This window comes from Ensifer sp. M14, assembly GCF_003355565.1.
Lineage (GTDB): Bacteria > Pseudomonadota > Alphaproteobacteria > Rhizobiales > Rhizobiaceae > Ensifer.
Genome location: NZ_QJNR01000004.1, coordinates 3,419,314 through 3,440,223 on the forward strand (window position 1 = coordinate 3,419,314; position 20,910 = coordinate 3,440,223).

15 protein-coding genes, 4 tRNA genes and 1 riboswitch are annotated in these 20,910 nt (G+C 61.1%); of the genes, 3 read left to right on the plus strand and 16 right to left on the minus strand.

The window, feature by feature from the left end; translation table 11 throughout:
- Positions 1-3: 3 nt before the first annotated feature.
- From BLJAPNOD_RS16640 to BLJAPNOD_RS16680, 9 genes are all read right to left on the minus strand, one after another.
- Positions 4-1,131, minus strand: a complete 1,128-nt coding sequence (locus BLJAPNOD_RS16640; protein WP_115420535.1) for an NADH-quinone oxidoreductase subunit E — start codon at positions 1,129-1,131, stop codon at positions 4-6.
- 16 nt (positions 1,132-1,147) lie between these two features.
- Positions 1,148-1,402 carry a hypothetical protein gene (locus tag BLJAPNOD_RS16645; protein ID WP_115420536.1) on the minus strand — a complete coding sequence of 85 codons (255 nt, stop codon included), beginning with the start codon at positions 1,400-1,402 and terminating at the stop codon, positions 1,148-1,150.
- Positions 1,402-2,592 (minus strand): NADH-quinone oxidoreductase subunit D, encoded by a 1,191-nt coding sequence (locus tag BLJAPNOD_RS16650; RefSeq protein ID WP_077498493.1) that lies wholly within the window; start codon positions 2,590-2,592, stop codon positions 1,402-1,404. The genes BLJAPNOD_RS16645 and BLJAPNOD_RS16650 overlap by 1 nt, the downstream gene beginning before the upstream one ends.
- 57 nt (positions 2,593-2,649) lie before the next feature.
- Positions 2,650-3,255 (minus strand): NADH-quinone oxidoreductase subunit C, encoded by a 606-nt coding sequence (locus tag BLJAPNOD_RS16655; protein WP_115420537.1) that lies wholly within the window; start codon positions 3,253-3,255, stop codon positions 2,650-2,652.
- A gap of 18 nt (positions 3,256-3,273) precedes the next feature.
- On the minus strand, positions 3,274-3,852 hold the full coding sequence (locus tag BLJAPNOD_RS16660; protein WP_077498495.1) for an NADH-quinone oxidoreductase subunit B: 579 nt from the start codon (positions 3,850-3,852) through the stop codon (positions 3,274-3,276).
- Positions 3,843-4,208: an NADH-quinone oxidoreductase subunit A gene (locus BLJAPNOD_RS16665; RefSeq protein ID WP_077498496.1), complete on the minus strand. Its 366-nt coding sequence runs from the start codon at positions 4,206-4,208 to the stop codon at positions 3,843-3,845. Before BLJAPNOD_RS16665 ends, BLJAPNOD_RS16660 begins: the two co-directional genes overlap by 10 nt.
- 295 nt (positions 4,209-4,503) lie before the next feature.
- A tRNA-Asp gene (locus tag BLJAPNOD_RS16670) sits at positions 4,504-4,580 on the minus strand.
- Between the two features lie 75 nt (positions 4,581-4,655).
- Positions 4,656-4,732: transfer RNA gene (locus BLJAPNOD_RS16675), tRNA-Asp, on the minus strand.
- Positions 4,733-4,807: 75 nt separating this feature from the next.
- Positions 4,808-4,884, minus strand: a tRNA-Asp gene (locus tag BLJAPNOD_RS16680).
- A 724-nt stretch (positions 4,885-5,608) separates the two neighbouring features.
- Here BLJAPNOD_RS16680 and BLJAPNOD_RS16685 point away from each other — a divergent pair.
- Positions 5,609-5,684, plus strand: a tRNA-Val gene (locus tag BLJAPNOD_RS16685).
- A 284-nt stretch (positions 5,685-5,968) separates the two neighbouring features.
- Here BLJAPNOD_RS16685 and BLJAPNOD_RS16690 read toward each other — a convergent pair.
- The 3 genes from BLJAPNOD_RS16690 to BLJAPNOD_RS16700 form a co-directional block, all read right to left on the minus strand.
- Positions 5,969-6,367 carry a cupin domain-containing protein gene (locus tag BLJAPNOD_RS16690; protein ID WP_115420538.1) on the minus strand — a complete coding sequence of 133 codons (399 nt, stop codon included), beginning with the start codon at positions 6,365-6,367 and terminating at the stop codon, positions 5,969-5,971.
- Positions 6,368-6,429: 62 nt separating this feature from the next.
- Positions 6,430-9,891 (minus strand): AAA family ATPase, encoded by a 3,462-nt coding sequence (locus tag BLJAPNOD_RS16695; RefSeq protein ID WP_115420539.1) that lies wholly within the window; start codon positions 9,889-9,891, stop codon positions 6,430-6,432.
- Entirely contained in the window at positions 9,891-11,168 is a 1,278-nt protein-coding gene (locus BLJAPNOD_RS16700; RefSeq protein WP_115420540.1) for an exonuclease SbcCD subunit D, read from the minus strand. The genes BLJAPNOD_RS16695 and BLJAPNOD_RS16700 overlap by 1 nt, the downstream gene beginning before the upstream one ends.
- A gap of 376 nt (positions 11,169-11,544) precedes the next feature.
- Here BLJAPNOD_RS16700 and BLJAPNOD_RS16705 point away from each other — a divergent pair, with 376 nt between their 5' ends.
- Positions 11,545-13,383: a HAMP domain-containing methyl-accepting chemotaxis protein gene (locus BLJAPNOD_RS16705; protein ID WP_199565952.1), complete on the plus strand. Its 1,839-nt coding sequence runs from the start codon at positions 11,545-11,547 to the stop codon at positions 13,381-13,383.
- 183 nt (positions 13,384-13,566) lie between these two features.
- Positions 13,567-14,040, plus strand: coding sequence for a MarR family transcriptional regulator (locus BLJAPNOD_RS16710; RefSeq protein WP_115421321.1), 474 nt, complete (start codon positions 13,567-13,569; stop codon positions 14,038-14,040).
- A 95-nt stretch (positions 14,041-14,135) separates the two neighbouring features.
- On the opposite strand, the gene BLJAPNOD_RS16715 is transcribed toward BLJAPNOD_RS16710, so the two are convergent.
- From BLJAPNOD_RS16715 to lon, 4 genes are all read right to left on the minus strand, one after another.
- On the minus strand, positions 14,136-16,340 hold the full coding sequence (locus BLJAPNOD_RS16715) for an esterase-like activity of phytase family protein (RefSeq protein WP_199565953.1): 2,205 nt from the start codon (positions 16,338-16,340) through the stop codon (positions 14,136-14,138).
- Between the two features lie 84 nt (positions 16,341-16,424).
- Positions 16,425-17,333 carry a DMT family transporter gene (locus BLJAPNOD_RS16720; RefSeq protein ID WP_115420541.1) on the minus strand — a complete coding sequence of 303 codons (909 nt, stop codon included), beginning with the start codon at positions 17,331-17,333 and terminating at the stop codon, positions 16,425-16,427.
- A gap of 77 nt (positions 17,334-17,410) precedes the next feature.
- A riboswitch (FMN riboswitch) is annotated at positions 17,411-17,561 on the minus strand.
- 122 nt (positions 17,562-17,683) lie between these two features.
- Complete coding sequence (gene hupB, locus BLJAPNOD_RS16725; protein ID WP_034803616.1) at positions 17,684-17,959, minus strand: DNA-binding protein HupB; 276 nt, start codon at positions 17,957-17,959, stop codon at positions 17,684-17,686.
- Between the two features lie 221 nt (positions 17,960-18,180).
- Positions 18,181-20,601 carry an endopeptidase La gene (gene lon, locus BLJAPNOD_RS16730; protein WP_077498502.1) on the minus strand — a complete coding sequence of 807 codons (2,421 nt, stop codon included), beginning with the start codon at positions 20,599-20,601 and terminating at the stop codon, positions 18,181-18,183.
- Between the last annotated feature and the right edge of the window lie 309 nt (positions 20,602-20,910).

A 20,910-nucleotide genomic window follows, 5' to 3' on the forward strand; every position in this document is an offset into this window, starting at 1 on the left:
TCTTTACCGCGGCTTCTTGCCGAAAACTTTGATGTATTCGGCTTCGCCACCCTTGGCGAGCGCCTTGGCCTGCTTGACCCAATCGTCACGTTCGATCCGGCCCTTGAAATTGAGATAGCCGTCGACCCACTCGCGCTCGGCCTTCTTCCACGACGCGACTTGCGCGAACGTGTAGATGCCGAGTTCCTGCAGTGTGCCTTCGATCTTCGGGCCAACGCCGGAGATCAGCTTGAGATCGTCGACTGCATCAGGCTTGGCAATGCCCGCCGGACGGTTCTTGTCTTCGAGCGACGGTTTGCCGGAAACCTCGGCCGCCTTGGCGGGCTTCGACTTGTCGGCGGTATCGCCTTCGACCTTGGCGTTTTCAGCCGCTGCCGCCTTCGCAGTTGCCGGCGTCTTTACCGCAGCGTTCGTCTCGCTGGCGTCGGTCTTGACGCGCGCTGCGTTCGACGGCGGAACGCTGACAACAGGCGCGTCGCTGACGTTATTTGCGCTCGCGGGAACCTTCTTCACCGATGCGTCCGGCGTCGTCAGTGTGGTCGGACCACCTTCCGGCGCTGAAAACACACGGTCAATCTGCGGACCGGTCGCGACTTCGGCACCCTTGCCTGCATCGAAGCGGTCGATGATCTGCTCGAGCTGCTCGGGCGTCAGGTCTTCATAGGTGTCCTTGAAGATCATGACCATCGGCGCGTTCACGCAGGCGCCCTGACATTCCACTTCTTCCCACGACAGCGTGCCGCTCTCGTTGAGCGTGAAGGGATCATGGGCGATCTTGCTCTTGCAGACCCGGATCAGATCTTCAGCGCCACGCAGCATGCACGGCGTCGTGCCGCAGACCTGAACGTGGGCGCGTGTTCCGACCGGCTTCAGCTGGAACTGGGTATAGAAGGTCGCGACTTCAAGCACGCGGATATAAGCCATGCCGAGCATGTCGGCGATCGATTCGATCGCGGCCTTCGTTACCCAGCCGTCCTGCTCCTGCGCCCGCATCAACAGCGGAATGACCGCGGACTGCTCGCGGCCTTTCGGATACTTCTGGATTGTCTTTTGTGCCCAAGCGGCGTTTTCGCGATTGAACGCGAATGCGGCCGGCTGGACATTGTCTTCGGCTAGTCGACGAACAGACATTCTTCACGACACCTTATCAGTTAATCGATCCACACCGCGACTTCGTCACCGAAACGAACTCGCAGGCATAGGCCGACTGGTCTTTTTGTAAAAATACGATGTAGCGCGTGCCGTTGGCCACGGCTGCCTTGATCTCGTAGCCGTTGGCCACGAGGTCGGCCATCGAGCCCCCACGCATTCCGGCAGACGCTTCGCTGTTGGTGGAATCCTGCGCGGATGCCGCCGTTGCCAGCATAAGAAATCCTGCCATTGCCAGGGGCGCGAAACGCATCAGCGATCCACCTCACCGAACACGATATCGAGGGAGCCCAGCACAGCCGATACGTCGGCAAGCTGGTGTCCGCGACAGAGGAAGTCCATCGCCTGCAGATGTGCGTAGCCCGGGGCACGGATCTTGCAGCGATAGGGCTTGTTGCTACCGTCGGAGACGAGGTAGACGCCGAATTCGCCCTTGGGCGCTTCGACGGCTGCATAAACCTCACCCGCCGGCACGTGGTAGCCTTCGGTGTAGAGCTTGAAGTGGTGGATCAGCGCTTCCATCGAGCGCTTCATCTCACCGCGCTTCGGCGGAACGATCTTGCCGTCCATCGACGAGACCGGGCCGACCTTGGCATCGCCGAGCAGGCGATTGACGCATTGGCGCATGATCTTGGCCGACTCGCGCATTTCGATCATGCGGATGAGATAACGATCGAAGCAGTCGCCGTTCTTGCCGATCGGAATGTCGAATTCCATATCCGAATAGCATTCGTAGGGCTGCGAACGACGCAGGTCCCAGGCAGCGCCGGAACCGCGAACCATCACGCCCGAGAAACCCCAGGCCCAGGCGTCTTCCAGCTTGACGACGCCGATGTCGACGTTGCGCTGTTTGAAGATGCGGTTGCCGGTCAGAAGCTCATCGATATCGTCGACGGTCTTCAGGAACGGGTCGATCCACTTGCCGATGTCTTCGACCAGTTCGTGCGGCAGATCCTGATGCACGCCGCCGGGACGGAAATAGGCCGAGTGCATGCGCGCGCCGCAGGCACGCTCATAGAACACCATCAGCTTTTCGCGTTCCTCGAAGCCCCAGAGCGGCGGCGTCAGCGCGCCGACGTCCATGGCCTGGGTCGTCACGTTCAGAAGATGCGACAGGATGCGGCCGATTTCCGAGTAGAGAACGCGGATCAGCTGGCCGCGGATCGGAACTTCGGTTCCAGTCAGCTTTTCTACGGCAAGCGCAAAGGCGTGCTCCTGGTTCATCGGCGCGACGTAGTCGAGCCGATCGAAATAGGGAATAGCCTGCAGATAGGTCTTGGTTTCGATCAGCTTCTCGGTGCCGCGATGCAGCAGGCCGATATGCGGGTCGACGCGCTCGACGATTTCGCCATCAAGCTCGAGCACCAGACGCAGAACGCCGTGCGCCGCCGGATGCTGCGGACCAAAGTTGATGTTGAAATTGCGGACGTTATGTTCGGTCATACCGATTGCTCCAGGCCGAACGGCGCCCTCAAAGGGTCGCCGCGGGCCGACTTAGTCTCACCGTGCTTTCGCCTTCTCGTCGCCGGGCAGGACGTATTCCGTCCCTTCCCACGGGGAGAGGAAGTCGAAGTTGCGGAATTCCTGCTTCAGTTCGACGGGCTCATAGACGACGCGCTTTGCTTCGTCATCATAGCGAACCTCGACAAACCCGGTAACCGGGAAGTCCTTGCGCAGCGGATGCCCTTCGAAACCGTAGTCCGTCAGGATGCGACGCAGGTCCGGATGGCCGGTAAACAGGATGCCGTACATGTCGTAGGCTTCGCGCTCGAACCAGTCGGCGCCCGGAAAGACGCCGGTGGCGGACGGCACAGGCTCGCCTTCGCCGGTCGCTACCTTGATGCGCACGCGCAGATTCTGGCGCGGCGAAAGCAGGTGATAGACGACGTCGAAACGATCCGGCCGCTGCGGCCAGTCGACACCGCAGACATCGACGAAGTTGATGAAGGCGCACTGCACGTCGTCGCGCAGGAACGTCAACAATTCGATCAGGTTTGCAGCCGTCGTCGTCAGCGTCAGTTCGCCGTAGTTGATCGCGGCGTCCGAAATCAGCTGGCTGCGCGTCTCGCGCAGATAGGAGGCAAGCTCGTTCAGGGCTTCACTCATGTTCAGAACCCCCTACCCTTAGCGTTCGATCGTGCCGGTCCGGCGGATCTTCTTCTGCAGCAGGAGCACGCCGTAAAGCAGCGCTTCTGCTGTGGGAGGACAGCCTGGCACATAGATATCAACGGGCACGACACGGTCGCAGCCACGCACGACGGAATAGGAATAGTGATAGTAGCCGCCGCCATTGGCGCATGAACCCATCGAGATCACATAACGCGGCTCCGGCATCTGGTCGTAGACCTTGCGGAGCGCGGGCGCCATCTTGTTGGTCAGCGTGCCGGCAACGATCATCACGTCGGACTGGCGCGGTGACGCGCGCGGCGCAAAGCCGAAGCGCTCGGCGTCGTAACGCGGCATCGACATCTGCATCATCTCGACGGCGCAGCAGGCAAGACCGAAGGTCATCCACATCAGCGAACCGGTGCGCGCCCAGGTGATGAGCTCATCGGTCGAGGTGACCAGAAAACCCTTGTCGGCGAGCTCGTTGTTGATCTCGCCGAAGAATGCATCATTGCTGCCGATCGGCTTGCCGGTCGAGGGATCGATGATCCCCTTCGGCTTGGGCGCAACGAGCGTGGTGCCGGATGCTAGTTCCATTCCAGCGCTCCCTTCTTCCATTCATAAATAAAGCCGATCGTCAGCACACCGAGGAAGACCATCATGGACCAGAATCCGAACCAGCCCAGCTGGTGGAACGAAACGGCCCACGGGAAGAGGAAGGCGACTTCCAGGTCGAAGATGATGAAGAGGATCGACACAAGGTAGAAACGAATGTCGAACTTCATGCGAGCGTCGTCGAACGCATTGAAACCGCATTCGTAGGCCGACAGCTTTTCCGAATCAGGCGCCTTGAACGCCACGGCGAAAGGGGCAACCAAAAGTGCCACACCGATCACAAGTGCGATTCCAATGAAAATCGCGATCGGAACATAGGAACCGAGAAGTTCAGTCATTGTTATCCGTCCCTGCCTGCGGGAGGGCGCATGGGAGAGCGCCAAACAACAAATCTCGCAGGCCGAAAAATATGTTGCAACGCCAGAGTGGTTAGCGCAGCCCGCGCTTGCGCGCAAGCCTTCGAAGGGCATTTAAACCGGTTCGCGACACAGGATTGGACGACGTGCCGCGGCAAAGCGCTGATTTGCAGGGATGGGCAGACTTTACGGTAAAATCGTAGCTTGAAGGACAGATTGCCGCACTGCAAAAGAGGCTATTCGCAGTCATATTATATCGGAGGGATCAAGGGGTAAATGGCGCGAGTGACGGGGCTCGAACCCGCGACCTCCGGCGTGACAGGCCGGCACTCTAACCGACTGAGCTACACCCGCGCATATGACCCAAGGGGCCAGTATTACCACCATCGGCATTTTCTGAAAATGCCTCAAGTCAAACCATGTCAAGAATGGCGCGAGTGACGGGGCTCGAACCCGCGACCTCCGGCGTGACAGGCCGGCACTCTAACCGACTGAGCTACACCCGCGCATATGACCCAAGGGGCCAGTATTACCACCATCGGCATTTTCTGAAAATGCCTCAAGTCAAACCATGTCAAGAATGGCGCGAGTGACGGGGCTCGAACCCGCGACCTCCGGCGTGACAGGCCGGCACTCTAACCGACTGAGCTACACCCGCATCATCTTGAAGTGGCTGGGACGTTTCCGCCCCGGCACCGAAGCGGGCTTGCCCGTTCGATGAGCGGCTAACTAAGCGGTTCGCATTTGGGTGTCAAGCGTGTTTGGAGACAAATCCATGACAGAGCCAATTTTGATCCACAGGCAAGATCAAAGCCGGCTCTTCCCTCCCCTACAATTAGGAAGCCCGCTTCCCTATGCGGTCGGACGTCCCGCCATGAGGAGAGCCGGTGCGCGGATGTTATACAACGTCTCGATGATAGGGACCTATAGGACGGGCTCGATCGGGCTTTCTGGCCAGGAGAGATTCGCGGAGCGATGCTCGCGCATCGGTCAAGGATCTCGACACCGCCAGAAAGCCCGAGAAGCCGGCTGAAGGTGATCCGTGGCTGGACTCTGGCGTTGTTGCGATGATTGCTCGATGCATCAGCACCGCGCCTAGCCAGAGCCCAGCCATTAACCATCCTATAGGTTCCCATCATCGAGACTTGATATCGGTCACTGATCGACGGATTCGAGCGAAAGTCGCCGTGAGACCAATCGTCGTTTTCCACAGTCGCCGTTCTCCGTTTTTTTCCACAACGCGAAAACCCGACAACTCCTGCACTTCTGTCGCCTCGTGCAAAAAAAATCGAAAAAACGATGGAAATGCTCTTGCGGTTTTTTTCGGTTACGCCTAGATCACGGCCACCGACGCGGCGGACACATCCGGTCCGAACGCTGAAGGGCGATTAGCTCAGTTGGTAGAGCGCCTCGTTTACACCGAGGATGTCGGGAGTTCGAGTCTCTCATCGCCCACCATTCCCCCCCAGAAAATTTCGACAGAACACTCTGAGCAGACGTCCGCGTTCACGCGATCCATGATCGAACGGTTCGCGGCGACGGCGCGGCATCGTGCGTTTCATGTATCCACGCCACGGTGGCGTCGGCGCTGCTGCACGAAAGCAAGAGCGCGACCGGAGACGCGAGCGCACCGCGGACTGATTCCGGTGAGAGCGCCCTCATGCTCATAGCGCCTTGCAGGCGATCGCCACACAATCGATTCGTCACGCAACCTCAAGCGCGCGAAACAGAAAAAGAATGAACTATGCGCCGCGATACTGCTCGTCGCTGACATGTTCGAGCCAATCGACGGCCTTGCCGTCGAGTGCTTCCTGAATGGCGAGGTGGGCCATGGCGGTATCCGGCGCGGCACCGTGCCAATGTTTTTCACCAGGAGGAAACCAGACCACGTCTCCGGTGTTTATTTCGCGCACCGGTCCACCCCAGACCTGCGCCAGCCCGCGACCCGATGTGATCACCAGCGTCTGCCCCAGTGGGTGCGTATGCCATGCTGTGCGTGCACCAGGCTCGAACGTCACGTTCACCGCCCGCACACGCGCCGGCTCTCCCGCCTCGATCACCGGGTCCTGCCTGACCGCTCCGGTAAAATACTCGGCCGGAGGCCGTGTCGAGGGTCGCGAACCGTTGAGTATGATCTCCATCTGCCGTTCCTCCAGGTTTCCATGGCGCCCATTCGCCAACAGCGTGCCGATTTATGCAAGCGTCAAAGCCTGTGGATAGTAGCCTGCCGGCACGCCGTTCGGGCGATATCGCAAAGATGCTCGTGATGCGTCAGGTAGATCACCTGCCCGACACGGGCCATATCCGCCATCAATTCGAAGGCACGACCGGCACGACCGTCGTCAAACGTCTCCATGATGTCATCAGCGATGAAGGGCAAGGTTTCGCGCGCTGCGGCAACCTCATGGTAGCCCGCGATCCTGAGTGACAGATAGAGCTGGAAGCGTGTGCCCTTGGAGAGATCGCGCGCCAGCTTGGATCCGCCGGCAGCGGCGTTGGCAATCAGGAACTCCTGGCCCTTGTCGGCCTGTGCCGCCAGGCCCGTGTATTCTCCGCCACTGATGCGGCTGAAGGTTTCCGAGGCGCGCCGCATCATGGCGCTGCGATGGCGCTCGCGAAAGAGCCGGAGTGCCTGTTCGGCAGCGATCAGGCCGGCCCTCAGTTTGAGGTAGCCGAGCGCCTTGGCCTCGATCTCCAGCAGCAGCGTGCGGCGGCGCTGATCGAGGGCTGCAACGGCGTCGTCGCCGGCAATGTTTGCGAGCGCTGATTCTTTCGTTCGCATGTCAGCATGCAACTCGCTGACGTCGCGGTCTCTTTCCTCAAGAAGCGCCTCGACGCGAACCAGTTCCAGCCGTACTGCCTCGTCATCGAGCGTGGCCAGCAACGCCTGCGCATCTTCACTGCTGATAACGCCGAGGCGCGATGCCAGGTCGGCCCCCGCTTCGGCGATGCGCTGGCACAGCCTCTCCTGATCGCGGGAGGCGTCAAGCCGCAAGCCTGCTTCATCCAATGTCTCGCAGTCGAAGAATTCGAGCACGACGCGCCTGCGGGCAACGTGAAGCTCCTGCTCGACTGCGACGTTGCGTTTCTCCTCCTCAAATCGGGCAAGTTCCGCCAACAGCGCCGCGCGCCGATCCTCGTGTTTTTCAGCGTCAGCAATACGCGCCTTCATAGCGGCGAAGGTTGCAAGCGTATCGTCTGCGGCCGTAGCGCCGGTAAGGTCTGCGATCGCCGTCTCAAAGGCCACTTGGTCCTTGCGCATGCCGGTGACGCGGTGATCGAGATCCGCCTTGCGCTGCACCAGCTTGTCGAGATCCTGCAAGACGGCCAGCATGGGCGCAATCTGATCCGGCAGCGGCCGCTCCGGTCGACCGGCGAGCCAGGTGGCTGACAGCAGATCGTCCCATTGCGCCTGCCAGGAGGACAAGGCGTCTTCCGTCTGCGCCAGGGTCGACATCCGCTGCACCAGACCGTCGCCGGCACGTCGAGCGGCCTCGCGCGCCGCCTTGCCGGCAGCGAAAGCCGCCTGTGCCCGCGCGATGCCATTCTCGGCAAACGCCATGAGATCATCGAGCCGCTGCGGCAGATGCTCCGTCACTCCGATCTCGGCAAGTGACCCCTTGAGTGTTTCACGCGCGTCGTTCGCATCGGCCTGCGCACGATCGAACTCCAGCCGTGTAGTGCGCTGCTGTGCGCGGACTTCGAGCGCGGCAAGCCGAGCCGCAAGCCAAGCCTCCAGTTGAGTCAGTTGCATGACGTCGGGTAATCCACAGGCTGCGGCAGCCATATGAACGGCCTGAAGCGACACGGACCAATGCTCGGCGCCAGAAACCTGCTGTTCCCGAAGCGAATCGAGCCGTGCCCGGCGCTCCGCGATCGACAAAGCGAGCGAGCGCATATCCGCGACCTTTGCCGCCTCTGCAAGCCGCAACGCCGTGGCATCGTCGTCGCGACCCAGAGCATCTTCAAAGATCACTGCCGTCGTCGCGTCCAGCCGAGCCTTATGCTGCTCCCAGGCATGGTGTCGGTGTCGGCGAAGCTCGGTGAAAGCGCTGTCGTCAATGGCACCCCCCGAAGCCATCAGGGCGTCGAGGCGTGCCTCCTCTCCAGCCAGTTGCTCGGTCTCGCCGCCGACGCGATCTGCAAGGCGCAGACGCCTTTCGTCCTGTGCGGCGAGATCCCTTCGCCAGACCTCGATCGTGCCTGCGGCCGGCACCGGCAGGCCGAGCAGATCATCGACGCCGCCGGAATACGGCTTCAAAGCCTCCAGCCTATCGGCAAGCTCGGCATCCAAGCGCTCCAGCGACTGTCTGGCGCCCTGCAGGCGCAGACCGCAATCGTCCTGCCGCAGGCGCCGAAGGCGCTCGGCAAGCACGGTCGGATCGACACCCGGACCGCCTTCGGCCTGTAGACGCGCCAACTCGCTGGCCGTCTCCCGCTCCGCATGCCTTGCCGCATCGGCCTCCTGTCGGGCCGATGCCACACGCTCCTGCAGCGCCGAATGTTGCCGAGAAAGTTCCTGCAGCCGGGCGTTCGTGGCCGCCGGCAACAGCAGCGACGCCGGATCCCTGTCGCCGGGCTCGCCGAGCCGGACAAGACAGGCGGCAATTTCGGTCTTCGTCCGCGACAACTCGTCGATCCGTGCCGGCATGTCGCGCGCCGCAGTCACATACCGCGCATCGAGCGCGGTCTCCTGCAGCACGTTCAAACGCTCCATCTGGACGAGGGCCGCCTCGTCACGCGGCAGATCTTCCAGTTCTTCCTGCCGCCGCCGGACTTCGTCGTCAAGCTGACGCAGCCTGGTCGCGATTTCGATGTCGCGTCGGCGCAGCGCCGCCAAATCCGCTGTCCACTCGGCCGGCGCTCGCGGCAAGGCCGGCGCCTTTGCCAGATCGGCTCGCAAACCATCAAGTCGCCTGAAGAGCGGTAGGGCATCCATCTGAGCCTTCAGCCGATCACGCTCCATGCGCAGCTCGACACGTCGCGCCATGGCCTCGTCGTGACGCTCACGGGCCGCTAGAAGCGTTTTGCGCAACGCCGCGTATTCGCGGGCATTGACGTCCAGCCGACTGCGGTCGACCTTCAGCGCGTCGAGTTCGGCCTTCAATTCGGAAAGCTGATGCTTGCGCGCCTGGGGTCGGTAAAAGGCATCCGCCTCACCGCGCAGGGTGGACAGGATCGCGGCGCTATCGGGCAGACCGGAACTGGCAGAAAAAAGCAGCGAGCCGAGTTCGCCCTCACTCTTCAGGATCGATTCCCCGCCCTGCTCGATGCTGTCGTCGTCGAGCGAGAACATCATGCGATAGGTCGCACGGTCGATCGAGCCGAGCGAGGCGGAGAACAGATTGTCCGGCAGCGGCTGGTCGTCGGCGCCCACCAGCGTATTGGTCTTGCGTTTTACCCGGAACGCGTGGTGCGTGCGACCAGCTGCCTCGACGGTCCCGCCGACCCGCATGGTCGGATAGGGGTGCAGAAAGCCGTAGGAGCTGTAATGCTCGATGCCGAAAAGCAGGTCGAGGAAGCCGGAAAACAGCGTCGACTTGCCGGCCTCGTTCGGTCCGTAGACGATATGCAAGTCTGGCGTGCCCGATGCCGCCGGACCAAAATCAAGGCGGCGCTCGGTGAATTTTCCGTACCGCACCAGGTCGAGTTCCCGTAGCCGCATCAGCGAGCCCCCTCGCCGGCGTTGCCGTGGAGATGCGCGAGCACCTCCGCTGCACCGGAGACACCGGCATCGAATGCCAGTTTTTCGACGGCCGCTTCATCCGGCGCCAGAGCCTGGCGCAACTCCGGCGGCAGTTGCTGCAGCACCTCCTCGACGGCGGCGCGCACCTCCTGGCGAAATCCATGGGCTGGAAGGACGTCGCTTGAGACAAGCGCCGCCAATTCGTCGACCGGATCGGCCATCACTATCCCGGTCTCGGTATCGGGATTGCGGCATTCGAGTTCGATCTTCTCGACCCAGCACCCGCCGATGCCGGCCGCCACATTATCGATCTCGCCCTGGAGCAGATCGCCGTCACGGCGCAGCCGCCAGGCAAGCGGTGTCGCACCGGTCAACGTCAGCCGAAGGATCACGTGATCGGCGGCGGTGGCATTGCGAGCCCGCAGGAAGGCGTTTCGAACCGCATCGAGCATATCGCCCCACTCGGAAATACCGGCAAGGCCAAGGCTCATCCGCTCGAAAGTCGCAAGCCCGATCGACCGCTCCTCGATCGACAAATGCCCCTCGTCGGTAACCGTCACCAGCGTCACGCCCTTGGCCCCGGCTTCATTGATGTCGCGACCCTGCGGCATGCCCGGCATGACCACAAAGGGTTCGCTGGAATGCACCTGACGTTGATGAACGTGGCCGAGCGCCCAATAGTCGAAGCCATGCGCCTGGAGATCCGCCACGCTGCACGGCGCGTAGAGATCGTGGCCGGCAGAGCCAACAAGGCTCGTATGCAGCATGCCGATATTGATCGCATCGACAGCGGGCATCTGAAAGGACGGCAACAGGCTTTCAGGCGCGTGCGGGCTCGCGAAGCTCATGCCGTGGATATAGACATTACGACCACTCTCCAGCGTCTTCGCCAGAACGGGCTTGCTGCGACCCTTGAAGACATGCGTCGATGGCGAGAACGTCAACTCGTTCGTCACCTGCGATTGGGCATCGTGGTTGCCACGGATGATGAAAACACGGATGCCGGCTTCGTCCAGCCGGCGCAGTTCGCCCGCGAGGAACAGCGCGGTGTTCATGGACGTCTGGCTGCCGTCATAGAGGTCGCCCGCGATCAGCAGCGCATCGACCTCTTCGGCAAGGCAGAGATCGACAATCCGCACGAGCGCCTGCCGGGTGGCGCCGCGCACGATTTCGGCAAGATCGGCATTTCGAAGCGCGAGGCTGCGTAGCGGCGAATCAAGATGGAGGTCGGCGGTGTGAACGAAACGGAAGGGCATGGGCGACCATGGCCCGCGACAGCAGCACCCGTCAATGCGCCCGGCACCGTCATCCACGCGAACGCGCCGATCGCACAGGGTTATTTCAGGCCGCCCAAGTAAAGACAGTCCTAATACGTGCAGCCTGCAGTTTCGCCATGGAACGATCGCCCGAAAAGGTTCGCGCTCCTATGTGCAAATATCAGATTATACTCACTTTAATCGATTAGCGCTTTTGTAATACCTTGTTGGCTAGGTTTCGCGCGGCTGCATTTTGCGTGCGGTCAAGCACAGGAATGACTCCCTGCTTCGGCATCCGCTCCGTCATGACGATCACGAGCCGGAACGACTTATTCATGCACAAGCTTTTACGGACGCCGTTCCTTCGGAGTTATTCATGTCGCACCTAAAGATATCACACACCCTTATTGCCCTTTTCCTGATGGTTGGCCTCATCGTCACCGTGTTGGCGGTCGCTTCGCTCGGCGGCATCAAGATGATGAACGAACGCAACAACGAGATCGCCACCACCTGGTTGCCGCGCGTCTCACTTTCGCGCGCCCTGGAAACACAGCTTTCGGACACGCGCATGTCGTTTGCCCGGCATCTGATCTCGCTGACGCCTTTCGAGAAGAAGGCAGCCGAGAAGGTCATCGGTGAAGCCGTGGCCGGGTTCGGCAAGCTTTCGGACGAATACGCCGCGCTCATGGTCACCGACGCCGACAAGGCGGCGCTCGAGAAGTTAAAGAGCGCCTACGAGGCCTATCTCTCCGTCTCCGCCGGCATGGTGAAACTCTCCAACAACCTCGAAAACATGAAGGCGCAAAGCGTGTTCAAGGTCGAGATGCGCGAGACAGAACAACTGGTCGATCAGGCGATCAAGGACATGCGCGCGCTTAACCTTGCCGGCGCAGACGCTGCCGTTGCGGCAAGCTCCGCCACGCACGACCAGATCCGCACGATCGAAATGGCTGTCATCGCGGTTGCGGCCTTCATCGTGCTCGGCGCCATCCTCTACGCAATCCGCGGCATCGCTCGTCCGATCCAGATCATCACCCGCTCGATGGCAGGTCTGGCAAACGGCGACACCGCGACCGCCATTCCCTATGGCGCGCGCAAGGATGAGATCGGTGAGATGGCCCGTGCCGTCGAGGTCTTCCGTGAGGCAGCGATCTCCAATCTGCAGCTCGAGGAAGATGCCAAGGTGCAGCGTTCGCAGGCTGAGGCCGAGCGCCGACGTGTGACGGAAGAGGCGGAAGCCGCCGCGCAGATCCGCTTGCAGGAAGCGACGGCGGGTCTTGCAACCGGTCTTCGCCGCCTGGCGGCGGGCGATCTTGCCTTCCAGCTCAACGAACCTTTCGCGCCGGATTTCGAACAGCTGCGTCACGACCTCAACCAGGCCGTTGCCCAGCTGGCCGATACGCTGGCTGCCGTCTCCTCCAGCTCGGGCAGCATCGACAGCGGCGCACGCGAAGTCAGCCAGAGCGCCGACGACCTGTCGCGCCGTACCGAACAGCAGGCCGCCTCGCTGGAAGAAACGGCCGCCGCCCTTGACCAGATCACGGTCAATGTCGGCAGTTCGTCCAAGCGAACCAACGAAGCCCGCGCCATCGCCAGCCAGGCAAACGAAAGCGCCCACAAGTCCGGCGCCATCGTCTCCGGTGCGGTCGACGCCATGGGCCGTATTGAGCATTCGTCGAGCCAGATCTCCAACATCATCGGCGTCATCGACGAAATCGCCTTCCAGACCAACCTCCTGGCGCTCAATGCCGGCGTGGAAGCGGCGCGCGCCGGTGATGCCGGCAAGGGCTTTGCCGTTGTTGCCCAGGAAGTGCGCGAACTCGCCCAGCGCTCAGCCAATGCCGCCAAGGAGATCAAGGACCTGATCCGCAATTCGGCCGTCGAAGTGCAGAGCGGCGTCAAGCTGGTGCGCGAGACCGGCGAAGCGCTGCGAACGATCGAAGGCTTCATCGTGACGATCAATCAGCACATGGATGCGATCGCAGTTTCGGCGCAGGAACAGTCTGCCGGACTTTCCGAGGTCAACACCGCTGTCAACCAGATGGATCAGGTGACCCAGCAGAACGCCGCCATGGTCGAAGAGGCGAATGCCGCAAGCGCGACGCTGGCACAGGAGGCAGGTCGTCTGCGTGAGCTTATCGCCCGCTTCACGCTCGCCGAGACTTCCGGCCACGGCTACGCGCCTTCGGCCGGTTCATCGCGCTGGGCGGCATAGTCGGAACGAGCGAAATTCTTGGCGCTACAAGTCAAACGGCCTCCGAAGACAGGGGCCGTTTCTTGTTTGCGAAGGGCGTTACCGTGAAACGGCAGAGGTTTTAGTCGACAAATGTAGCAATTGTAACTATCAATAATGTTGCTGCCATTTGACATGGCACCTCACAATTTTCCAACGATGATCATGAAGAAGACATTCGAAGTTTCCGACAGGCTGTTTGAGCTTTATCACCGCGTTCACCGGCTGGTGAACGAGTCGATGACGGAGGAAGGCGTTTCGCTGGCGCGGAGCAAATTCCTGTTTTTTCTGAGCAAGCTCGGTCCCTGTCGTTCGACGGATATCGCCTGCGCGCTGAACTTCGCGCCGCGCACCGTCACCGAAGCGATCGATGGCCTCGAGCGCGACCGGCTGGTCATGCGCAAGCCCGATCCCGAGGACCGCCGCGCCAAGATCGTCTCGATCACCGACACAGGCCGTATCATTCTGGAAGCAGCGGAACACCCGCGCAAACAGCTGATCGAGGAAATCTTCTCGGCACTCGACGACAAGGAGCTCGACCAGCTCTTCGATATCGTCGGCAAGCTCGTCGACAAGACAGACGAGATCCGCAAGCGCAAGGATGAGGCGGAAGCGGCCCAGATCGCGGTCGCTCGCTAGGTCCGCCCTTCCCCCGCACAATTACGGATAGCCAAAACAGAAAGAGGCCGGGACATCATGTCCCGGCCTCTTCCGTTTTTCTCCTGGCCTGACGCTTACATCGCGTCGATGGCTCCGATGGAGAAGAACAGCGTTTCGCCGGAGGAATCGTCGACACCGTCATTGTCGGTGACGACATAGCCGTTGCCGGCGGCATCGACGGTAAACCCTTCTACCTTGTCGACGACGTAGCCATTGAGAGCCTTCAGATCGGGAATGAGGTCACGAACCTCTTCCTTCTTGACGACCGGAAGCGCGTCGCCGAGCGCTGCCGGCTTCAACTCGGCAAGCGCGACACGGTAGAGCTTCTTGAGCTTGGCGGCCTGACCGATCAGGTTGTCGCGTTCGATGATGTAGGCGTAGTCGCCGTGCACCGAGATTTCCGAGAGGCCGACCCAGCCGCCATCTGCCTTTTCGAGCGGATAGCGGACTGCACCCCATTCCTCGCTTGACGGCTTGTAGGAGACGAGCTTGACGAAGCCCTTATCGTCGTCCTTCCATTCGCGCTGGACGGCCATCCAGAGAACCTGATCATCGCCTTCGCCGACGACCGTCACGCCTTCGAAGCCGAAGCGAGTTTCGCCGGAACGGAGTGCCTCGGGAAGAGCGATCTCCTTCTTGATTTCGCCCTTCTTGTTCACGCGCAGCAGTGCATGGCTATAGAGCTTGTCGGCGTTGCCTTCGGAAGCAAGCCAGAAGCCCCCTTCCCCATCATTGGCGATGCCTTCGATGTCGAGTTTCTGTGCCGGCGCGCCATCGCGGGTGATGCGAAGCGTTTCGGTGATCAGCGCCGGCTTCTGCGTCGCGTCGATGGTGAAGATGGTCGGTTGGGATGCGTAGACCGAATCGTTGACGGCGCGCAGGAAGCCCGGCTTGTCGGCAACGGCTGCCAGGCCCGAAAGTGCGCCGAAGCCGACGGGCAGACCATCCTTGTCGGCCGAGCGGATCTGCGGATAGGCGGCTTCGCCTTCGCCGCGCTCATAGATCATCACATGCGAGCGGGCGCCACCGTCCTCGCCGAGGTCGACCTCGTTGGCGGTCGCAAGCAGATTTCGCGACGGGATCGCGACGGCACCTTCCGGCGAGATACCCGACGGCAGCAATTGCAGCAGTTCCGGCTCGGCGCCGGTGTCCTTGTAGACGCCGACAACGGATGCGCGTTCGGCAAGCACGAAGAACAGATTGTCGTCGCCGAATTTCGCGGCCTCGAGGCCCTCCGGCTCGACGCCCTTGGCCGACGAGCGCTTCTCCGGGTAATGCCCGATCGACGCGATCGCCTGCTCGAAGCTGGCGCCCGATTCGAACAGGACCTTGCCGGTCGTATCGAAGATGGTGAAACCGCGCGAACCGCCCTCATAGTCGCCTTCGTTGGCAACGACGATGCGGCTGTCGTCGAGCCACTTGACAGCGTCAGGCTCGCGCTTGCGGCCCGGTTGTTCGTCCTTGAAGGCGATCGTGCCGTCGCGCTTGGTGTCGATGTCCTTGAGGTCGACGCTGCCTGCGGAGAAATGCGTCTTAACCACCGCCGCCTTGGCATCGATGATGACGATGTGGTTGTTCTCCTGCAGTGTCAGCGCGATCTCGTCCTTGCCGTTGAAGGAAACGAATTCCGGCTCCGGATCGTCGCCAGCAACGTCGGCAAGCCCCGTCAGGGTCACATGCTTGATCGTCGTGCAATCGGCAGCGCCGTCCTTCAGCGACAGGATCACCAGGTCGCCGGCAGGCATCTGCGGGATCTTGCCGTCGTTGACCTCTTCGTCGCGCTCGTTCTCGATGGCGATTGCAGCGAGGGTGCGGTCCTTGTTGACTGCGACGGAGTCCGGCTGACCGCCGAGATCACAGGTCGCGTCGACCTTTTTGGTGGCGACGTCGACGGTGGCGAGGAAGCCGGAAGGCTTGGTAAAGCTTTCGCGCGTGTTGACGGCAACCAGCGCCTTGGTACCGGCAACGGTCACCGACGTCGGCTCCCCTTCGAACGAAACGATGCCGGCGGCCTTCGGCGCCTTGGCGTCGGTGATGTCGATGAGGCCGATGCGCTTGCCCGGGCTATCGGAATAGATCAGCGTGTTGCCGTCTTCGGTGGCGGTGATGATTTCCGCAGATGTCGCTTCCTTGCGGGCGTCACCTTCCAGATTGTCGGCAACGGCGAAGGACGCAATACGGTTGAACACCGGTTCGGCAGCAGCCGGAAAAGCAACGGACGCAAGAAGCATGGCGGCAAGCGCCGTTCTGCATGATGAAATGGTCATGAAATCCCCCATGTCGAATATCCAAAACAAGGGGGTTCTGCGGGATGGCGATGACAGGCGCATGACAATCCCGCAGCTTTGTTGTGCAGCGGCGCCTTACGCGCTCGCACGCTCACGTTTCATCTCGTTGCGCATGATGAAGAGCGAGGCGCCGAGGATCAGTACGGCTCCCAGCCAGAGATAGCCGCTCGGCGCATAACCGAAGACGAGCCAGCCGGCGAGAACGTTGAGCGGCAGCTTGAGATCGTCGAAAGGTTGCACATAGGCGGCATCGGCGACCGTGTAGGCCAGCGTCAAGAGATACTGTGCCACGACGGTCAGGAGCCCCGCCAGCGCCAGCAGCGCGAGCATGGCGCCGCTCGGCACGACAAACCCTGCCGACAGCGCCATGGCGCCGTTGATCGGCGTCAGAAGCACGAGCAGCCAGACGGTAATCGTCTCCGGGCGCTCGATGCCCGTCAGGCTCTTCGTGATCAGCGACGACGCACCCCAGAGCAGCGCCGAGAGAACCGGCAGCAAGGCTGCCCAGGTGAAGCTCTCCGACCAGGGCTGCAGGATGATCGCGGCACCGGCAAAACCAACTGCCGCCGCGCCCCAACGGGACGCGCCGACGCGTTCGCCGAGGAAGAGGCGTGCCCCGAGAATGATGAAGAACGGCGAGGTCATCACCAGCGCGATCGCCTGCCAGATCGGGACGGAGGCCAGGCCCGAAACCCAGGCCCCGACCCCCAGGGCTGCGAGGCCGACACGAACGACGTGACGCCAGGGATAGTCGGTGCGCATCGCCGACAGGCCGACCCGGAACAGGAACGGCAGGGAGAAGATAAGCGCGAATGCATATTGCCAGAAGGCGGTCGAGGTGGCGGAAAAGCCGAGCTGCATCGTCATCCATTGCGTGACGACATTCAGCAAGGCAAAGGCAACGCCGGCCAGTACCATCCAGGCGGCACCGGCAATGGCACGGGAGGTGAAACGCATTTGGGTAGTCTGATTCATGTCCTTCATCCACAAACAGGGACCAACACAAATCAGGACGCATGAGCGCAGGGTACGACGACGGACGGCCCGCCCTTCGCACCCACGATCATTCTCTTTCATCCGGACTTTGACCGTCGGCTCCGGAATTACACCGGATCTGCTATCCTTCCAGCCCACAGAGGTTGAAAGTGCTCGCGGGCTTGGGCCGAAGCCCTTACCGCCGGTGGGGACTTTCACCCCGCCCTGAGAATACGCTGAGCCGTAGACCAAAGACTGCGCTGCTGCAAGGCCACCCGAAAATGCAGAAGGGTCCGGCGTGAGCCGAACCCTTCGAGACTTGGACTGCCGGCCTCGTATCCGGCCGTCAAGCAAACTTATCAGCCGTTAACGGCATCCTTCAGGCCCTTGCCGGCCGTGAACTTCGGAACGTTACGTGCCGGGATGTCAACTTCAGCGCCCGTGGACGGGTTGCGGCCCTTGGAGGCTTCGCGACGCGAAACGGAGAAATTGCCGAAACCGACGAGGCGAATGTCGCCACCGTTCTTCAGTTCAGCCTGGATGGTCTCGAAAACTGCATCAACTGCGGAAGATGCGTCGGTCTTGGAAAGTCCGGCCTTCTCAGCAACGGCAGACACGAGCTCATTTTTGTTCATGTTTCCACCCCTTTCAAAATGGTTCGAAACGACTGTGTTTTTAAGCCGCGGCGGCTTGCGCATCGCCCGCGTCTTGCCATTCCCAATTGCGCCTAATCCCTTGGAATGCAAGGCTTGCGGCATGCTTTTACAACAAAAAAGACCGGCCAGGGGCCGGTCTTCCTTGTTTTTCTGCCAAATGAGCCTGAGACGAGCACAATTGCACCCGCCGGCCCTGTCGATCAGTGGGCGATGGAAGCGCCCGCTTCGTCCTGCGAATCAACCGCGGCGACGGTTGCCGGCTCATTTGCCGGGTCCCATTCGATCGGCTCCGGGACGCGGATGAGAGCGTGTTCGAGCACTTCACCCATGCGCGAGACCGGGATGATCTCCAGCACGTTCTTCACGTTATCCGGAATCTCGGCCAGATCCTTGGCATTCTCCTCGGGGATCAGCACCTTCTTGATGCCACCGCGGACGGCCGCCAGCAGTTTTTCCTTCAGACCGCCGATCGGCAGCACGCGGCCGCGAAGGGTGATCTCACCCGTCATCGCCACATCCTTGGAGATCGGAATACCGGTCATCACAGAGACGATCGCCGTTGCCATGGCAACACCGGCCGAAGGACCATCCTTGGGCGTTGCGCCTTCCGGCAAGTGCACGTGGATGTCGCGCTTGTCGAACAGCGGTGGCTCGATGCCGAAGTCGATCGCGCGCGAACGGACGTAGGACGCCGCCGCAGAAATCGATTCCTTCATCACATCGCGCAGGTTGCCTGTGACGGTCATGCGGCCCTTGCCGGGCATCATGACACCTTCGATCGTCAGCAGTTCGCCGCCGACCTCTGTCCAGGCAAGTCCTGTGACCACACCGATCTGATCGTCGCGCTCGGCTTCGCCGTGACGGTACCGCGGCACACCCAGGTAATCCGGGATATTTTCAGCGGTGACGGCCACTGACTTGGCCTTGCCCTTGATGATCTCGGTGACCGCCTTGCGGGCGAGCTTCATCAGTTCACGCTCGAAGTTGCGAACGCCCGCTTCACGCGTGTAGGTCTGGATGATCGCCATCAGCGCACCGTCGGTGACCGAAAACTCCTTCGGCTGCAGCGCATGATCGCGGATCGCCTTCGGCAGCAGGTGCCGCTTGGCGATCTCAAGCTTTTCCTCTTCGGTGTAGCCGGCGATACGGATCACTTCCATGCGGTCCATCAACGGCGCCGGAATATTCAGCGTGTTCGCCGTGGTGATGAACATCACGTTGGACAGATCATATTCGACTTCCAGGTAGTGATCCATGAAGGTCGAGTTCTGTTCCGGATCCAGCACCTCCAACAGGGCCGACGACGGGTCGCCACGGAAGTCCTGGCCCATCTTGTCGATCTCGTCGAACAGGAAGAGCGGGTTGGACTTCTTCGCCTTCTTCATCGACTGGACGACCTTGCCGGGCATCGAACCGATGTAGGTGCGACGGTGACCGCGGATTTCCGCTTCGTCACGAACGCCGCCCAGAGCCATGCGCACGTATTCACGGCCGGTCGCCTTGGCGATCGACTTGGCAAGCGAGGTCTTGCCGACGCCCGGAGGGCCGACGAGGCACAGGATCGGGCCCTTGATCTTGGTCGAACGCGCCTGAACGGCTAGGTACTCGACGATGCGTTCCTTGACCTTGTCGAGGCCGAAGTGATCGACGTTGAGCACTTCCTCGGCATGGTTCAGGTCAGTCTTGATCTTGGACTTCTTGCCCCAGGGCATTCCCAGCAGCCAATCCAGATAGTTACGCACGACGGTTGCTTCCGCCGACATCGGGCTCATCTGGCGCAGCTTCTTCAGCTCCGCATCAGCCTTTTCACGGGCTTCCTTGGAAAGCTTGGTCTTGGCGATCCGCTCTTCGATTTCGGCCATCTCGTCGCGGCCGTCTTCGCCGTCGCCGAGTTCCTTCTGGATCGCCTTCATCTGTTCGTTGAGGTAGTACTCGCGCTGGGTCTTCTCCATCTGGCGCTTGACGCGCGAGCGGATACGCTTTTCCACCTGCAGGACGGAGATCTCACCTTCCATGAAGCCCAGCGCCTTTTCGAGGCGCATCTTCACGCTGGTGGTTTCCAGCATTTCCTGCTTTTCGACGATCTTGATCGAGAGATGCGATGCGACGGTGTCGGCAAGCTTCGAATAATCTTCGATCTGGCTCGCAACGCCGACGACCTCAGGAGAGATTTTCTTGTTGAGCTTCACGTAGCTTTCGAATTCGGAGACGACCGAGCGGCTGAGCGCCTCGATCTCGACCGGATCTTCTTCCGGCTCGTCGAGCGCCTGTGCTGACGCTTCGTAGAATTCTTCGCGCGGCGTGTAGCTGTCGATCTTGGCGCGCGTGCGCCCTTCGACCAGCACCTTGACGGTGCCGTCGGGCAGCTTCAGCAGCTGCAGAACATTGGCAATCGTGCCAACCTGATAGATCGCAGAGGGTTCCGGATCGTCGTCCGTCGCGTTGATCTGGGTGGCAAGCATGATCTGCTTGTCAGTCCCCATGACCTCTTCCAGCGCACGGATGGACTTTTCACGGCCGACGAAGAGCGGCACGATCATGTGCGGGAAGACTACGATGTCGCGAAGCGGCAAGACCGGATAGGTCGCGCTTTCAGTCGCCGGAGACGTTTTGCTCGTCATGTCATTTCCTTTCCGTCCCGATTTCGGGCCCGTTCCCGGGAGCCACAGCGGCACTCCCGGTTGTCATGTTTTCCACATGAAAGTGGAGTGCTAGAGAGTCCTTTTCAAGGCTCGACGCGACATCCACCATCATTGGCCGGATCCTTCTGACTACGCTTTATTGCTGTTGCGTACCTTGCGACGGAAAACGAGGCTTCAAGGGTATGCAACGGCCGAGGCCCGTTATTGAATCGTCACATCATTGCGTTGTTAAGACACTTTAGCAACAACCGAATTGTTAAATCGCGCGCCGTAGAAGCCATCTCAACA